Here is a 4781-nt window from a genome sequence, read left to right as displayed (position 1 = left end):
GCCAGTACGAGGGCGACAACAAGCCCAGCGTGGGCGCCAACCCCTACCTGCGCGGGCTCACGGGCATGCCCAACGGCATCATGGCCGGCTTCATCGACAACACCGTGGCGTTCTGCGAGCCCTATGTGCCCTACGCCTGGCCCGTGGACTACCAGGTCACGACCGAGTGGCCCATCGTGGGCATGGCCGTGTTCGACCAGACGCTGTTCGTGGGCACGGCCGGCAATCCGTACTTCGTGACGGGCGCGCACTCGGCGCAGATGTCGGCCATCAAGCTCGACAGCAACCAGTCCTGCAGCGCGCGCCGCTCCATCGTGCCCGTGCAGGGCGGCGTGCTCTATGCCTCGCCCGATGGCCTGTGCCTGGCCAGCCCGGGCGGCGTGCAGGTGGTGACGCGGCAGCTGATCGCGCGCCAGGACTGGCAGCGCATGCAGCCGGCCAGCATGTTCGCGGCCGAGCACGAGGGCGTCTACTACCTCTTCTACGCCGGGGCCGGTGGCGGCTGCCTGGCGTTCAGCGCGCAGGACGGGGCCAAGCTGGGCCATACCGACCTGGGCAGCGCGGGTGTGACGGCGGTTTGGGTGGACCGCTTCAACGACCTCATGTACGTGGCGCGCGGCCAGGACATCCTGGAATGCTTCACGGGCGATGCCCTGCGCACGGCGCGCTGGCGCACAGGCCTGGCCACCCAGGGCCAGCAGCTGCCGCTGGCCTGGGCCAAGGTCTACGGCCTGCAGGACGCCCAGCACCCGATCACGCTGCGCCTGTGGGGTGACCGCCAGCTGCAGCACACGGCCCAGTTCACCGACCTGCAGCCGCAGCGCCTGCCGCCCGGGCGCTGGCTGGAGCACCAGGTGGAGATCGAGGGCGCGGCCCGCGTCACCAGCGTGGTGCTGTGCTCGACCACGGAGGAGCTGCGCAGCGTATGACCAACCGCAAGAAGATCGACACGGGCGCGGCCCGCCTCCCGGCCCTGGCCCGGGTCAACGTCCAGGACAAGGCCCTTTCAAACTGGATGCAGGCCGTGACCGAGCACCTGGAAGTGCGCTCCGGCGCCCGGGGCAACGAGTTCGAGCGCGGCGTGACCCTGCGCGAGCTGCTGGACCTGCAGGGCTCGGTGCAGGGCGTCACCCAGCTGCTGGCCACCGACAAGACGCCGGGGGAGGGCGAGATCGTCATCGACCTGGGCGGCGGGCTGTCGGCCACGGTGGCCGTGGAGCGCTTCGTCCAATCCATCATCGAATCACGCCTGTTCAAGAGCCTGGCCAAGACCCTGGACGACCCCAGCCGCTTCGACCACCTGGCGCAGGAGATCCGCGACGAGCTGCTGCGCTCCATCGCCGACGAGGCCGCCAAGCGCGGCGCCGAGGTGCGCGAGCTGCAGACCGTGGTGCAGAGCAACGAGCGCAGCCTGGCCATGGCCGTGCGCGAGGTCACTGCCAGCCTGCGCAACGCCAGCGCAGGCCTGCGCGCCACACAGGCGGCGTTCGCGGACGGCCAGCGGGCCATGGCCACCAACGTGCTGCAGCTGCAGGCCTCCCTGGGCAACTACTACCAGGACGGCAAGCCGGGCCGCGCCATGCTGGAGCAGGAGATGACGGTGCTGGCCGGCTACAGCGAAGGCCTGCGCGCGCAGTACACGCTCAAGGTGCAGGCCGGCGGGGCCCTGGCCGGCTACGGCATCGCGGCCGAGGAGGTCAACGGCAAGACTTCCAGCGCCTTCATCATCATGGCGGACAAGTTCGCCATCGTCTCCCCCAGCTACAACGCCGGCCAGATGAGCACGCCGCGGCCCGAGGACGTGGTGTTCGGCGTCGATGGCGATGGCATATATCTGCAGCGCAACGTCTACCTCAAGGGAAACATGCGCATCGACGGTCTGGGCAAAAAGCTCGTGGACGGGCTGCGCGGCTCGGTGCAGCTGGCGGCCAGCGGCAGCTTCTGGAGCGATGCCACCGCGCGCCAGGCCGTCTGGCAGGCCCTGGGCAACAGCGGCAGTGCGCCCAACACCAACCACCTGATCGTGGGCGATGCCGTGACCATCAGCAACGGCGCCGGCTTCACGCAGACCCGGCACTGGATGGGCGCGGCCTGGGTGATCCCCGCCGCCGTGCTCAACGGCGATCTGCTGGTGGACGGCACCGTGGCGGCCCGCAAGGTGGACACGCGCGGGCTCACCGTGCGCGACAACGCCGGCAACGTCATCCTGGACGCCAACGGCCTGGACGCGCAATGGCTGCGCAATCTCAAGGCCGCCCAGGTCAATGGCCTGGGGCCGCTGGCCACCAAGGACAAGGCCCGCATCGGCGAGACCGTGGCGTTTCCGGACGGCACGACGATGAACACCAGCGACTTCATCAACCGGCTGCAGCGCATCACGTCCAACAACATCGGCGTGTTCATGGACACGGCTGCCATTGGTACGGCCTATATCGGGCAGGCGGCCGTGGGCACGCTCCAAATCAAGGGGGGCTCAGTCACCTCCATGGTCCAAGGTGAACAGGAGCCTGGTCGGATCATCTACATATCTCCTGGTGCCGAAATTGAACTGTGTCGATGCACCTTGCAGATGGCCGAAGGTGGCACAGGCGTAGCCATCATGGCATTTGCCAACGCCATGCCTCGAAATGGCGATGCAGGGCTGGGGTTGACCATATTCCGCGACAACTACGCAATGCGTTTCAGTGGGACTTCGATGCTTAATGGATTCCGGACAGCGGCCTATGTTGGCGCCTTTGAAAGCTGGCCACCTGCGGGCAATCTGACGTATAGATTGGTGGCCACTAACCTTGATGCAAACCGGGCCATAGAGGTCCATTTGTCGCACATCATGGCCACAGGGGGAAATCGGTGAACCACTACGTATTGATAGGTGCCGCCGGTGACATCCTTGGCCGGGGGAGTACCAACGCGCCGCTGGCGGCAGTGCCAACGCCGCCAGGCGGGCAAGTGGTGCGGCTGGGCGACGATCTTGTCGCGGGAGGGCCGCTGTTTTTTGATGGGCATCAAGTGCGCGTGGCGGCCCCAGCCCCTTCTCCGTTTCATGTGCTGTCGAATTCAGGCGCCTGGACGCTGAATGAAGCTGCGGCCTGGGAGACCGTGCGTGCAGACCGCGACCGGCGTATCGCCGCCTGTGACTGGCGTGTGACGCGGGCGCAAGAGGAGGGCCGGCGCATGGAGCCTGAGTGGATGGCCTACCGGCAGGCCCTGCGCGACATCACCAGCCAGACCGACCCTCTGGCCATCCTCTGGCCCACGCCGCCGGCCTGATGCGTGCCAAGCCTGCCACTGTGGCAAGCATGCTGGACTACGACACCTCCGCCATCTACACCTTCCTGCGCATGCGCATCCCTGGCCTGTTGAGCACAGAGGGCGCCGTGGGCATCGGCTGGAAGCGCGGCGGGGTGATGGTGGCCGGGGCCGTCTTCGAGCAGCACAACGGCCGCACCGTGTGGGCGCATGTCGCCATCGACGCGCCGCTATCGCGCCGCTTCCTGCGCGCGTTTCTTGACTACCCGTTCGCTGTGTGCGCGGTCGATGCGCTGCGCGGCTACGTGCTCGCTTCCAACACCAGGCTGCGTGCACTGGCCCGCCGGCTGGGCGCCGTGGAGGAAGCGGTGCTGGCAGGCGCTGCGCGCGACGGCGGCGATGTGGTGGTCTGCACCCTTTGGAGAGGAAACCTGAAACATGACACGCTGGCACAGCACTGAATTTGATTTCCTGCCCGAGCAGGCATTCCGACCTCGGCCCGGGGGCGGCATGACGTTGGAGGGTGGCGGCGCCTCGACCCCAGCACCCGATCCGCGGCTGGTGGAAGCGCAGGTGAAGAACCTGGGCATCCAGGACGACATGATCAAGCAGATCATCGGCAATGCGAACGAGATGGCGCCGCTGCAGAAGGAGCAGACGCAGTTCGCGTTGGACTCCTCCCGCACAGCGTGGGAGCAGTCTCAGGCCGACCGCGACTATGCGCTGGGACGCCGCGACAAGCTGACGGGCCTGCAGGACACCATGATCGAGGATGCGCGCACCTTCGATACGGAGGCCAAGCGCGAGGAGCTGGCGGGCCAGGCGGCTGCCGATGTCTCCACCGCCTACGAAAGCGCCAAACGCACGCAGGGCGCAGAGATGGCCCGCATGGGCATCAACCCCGCTGATGGAAAGTATGGTGCCGCGTCCAATGCGCTGGCCGCCGGTGAAGCGCTGGCCACAGCAACAGGCAAGAACTCGGCCCGAACCGCTGCGCGTGCGGAAGGGCGGGCGCTGACGGACCGGGCCTCGAATGCGCTGGCCGGCTATCCCGCCATGGGCATGCAGACGACGGCGGCCACGGCCGGCTACGGCGCCTCGGGCCAGAACATCGCCAATACCGGCCTGGCTGGCCTGAACTCTGGCTATGGCCAGGCGGCGGGCATGGCCGGCAACGCTGGCAACAGCGCAGCCAACATGTGGGGCCAGCAGTCCAACGCCTACCAGCAGGCGCAGGCCACCAGTGGCGCCGGAACGGGCGCCATCGTGGGCGCGGGCCTGTCTGCTGCGGCCATGTTCTTCTGATGCGGGCCGCAGACATTGCCGACAGCGTGGGCCAGGCGATTGCCGGCCGGCGCGCTGCGCTGCACTTCAGTGGGGGCAAGGACTCTCTGGCATGCCTGTACCTGCTGCGCCCCCTGGTGGAGCAGGGCCTGCCCGTCTACTGGCTGTCCACGGGCGACACCATCCCGGAAACACGCGCGGTCGTGGACCAGGTGCGCGCGTGGATTCCAGATTTGCGCACCGTGCAG

The 4781-nt window shown here is 67.8% G+C and carries 5 protein-coding genes and 1 pseudogene; all 6 read left to right on the top strand.

Annotation, left to right across the window (positions count from 1 at the left end; all coding sequences use genetic code 11):
* Window positions 1-929: pseudogene (locus ACF8NF_RS12885) on the top strand (hypothetical protein); the annotation flags it as partial.
* Window positions 926-2854, top strand: a complete 1929-nt coding sequence (locus tag ACF8NF_RS12880; RefSeq protein WP_392450702.1) for a DUF1983 domain-containing protein — start codon at window positions 926-928, stop codon at window positions 2852-2854. The pseudogene ACF8NF_RS12885 and the gene ACF8NF_RS12880, both read left to right, overlap by 4 nt.
* Window positions 2851-3270, top strand: a complete 420-nt coding sequence (locus ACF8NF_RS12875; RefSeq protein ID WP_209803581.1) for a phage tail assembly chaperone — start codon at window positions 2851-2853, stop codon at window positions 3268-3270. The genes ACF8NF_RS12880 and ACF8NF_RS12875 overlap by 4 nt, the downstream gene beginning before the upstream one ends.
* Before the next feature lie 29 nt (window positions 3271-3299).
* Complete coding sequence (locus tag ACF8NF_RS12870; RefSeq protein WP_392450701.1) at window positions 3300-3710, top strand: N-acetyltransferase; 411 nt, start codon at window positions 3300-3302, stop codon at window positions 3708-3710.
* Complete coding sequence (locus ACF8NF_RS12865; protein ID WP_392450699.1) at window positions 3688-4554, top strand: hypothetical protein; 867 nt, start codon at window positions 3688-3690, stop codon at window positions 4552-4554. The genes ACF8NF_RS12870 and ACF8NF_RS12865 overlap by 23 nt, the downstream gene beginning before the upstream one ends.
* The coding region (locus ACF8NF_RS12860) for a phosphoadenosine phosphosulfate reductase family protein (protein WP_392450698.1) at window positions 4554-4781 on the top strand (228 nt) is incomplete at its 3' end. The genes ACF8NF_RS12865 and ACF8NF_RS12860, both read left to right, overlap by 1 nt.

The organism is Delftia sp. WSY_22 (genome assembly GCF_043104185.1).
Lineage (GTDB): Bacteria > Pseudomonadota > Gammaproteobacteria > Burkholderiales > Burkholderiaceae_C > Comamonas > Comamonas tsuruhatensis.
The sequence above is the reverse complement of the archived record's forward strand: the minus strand, read 5'-3'. Positions and strand labels throughout refer to the sequence as shown.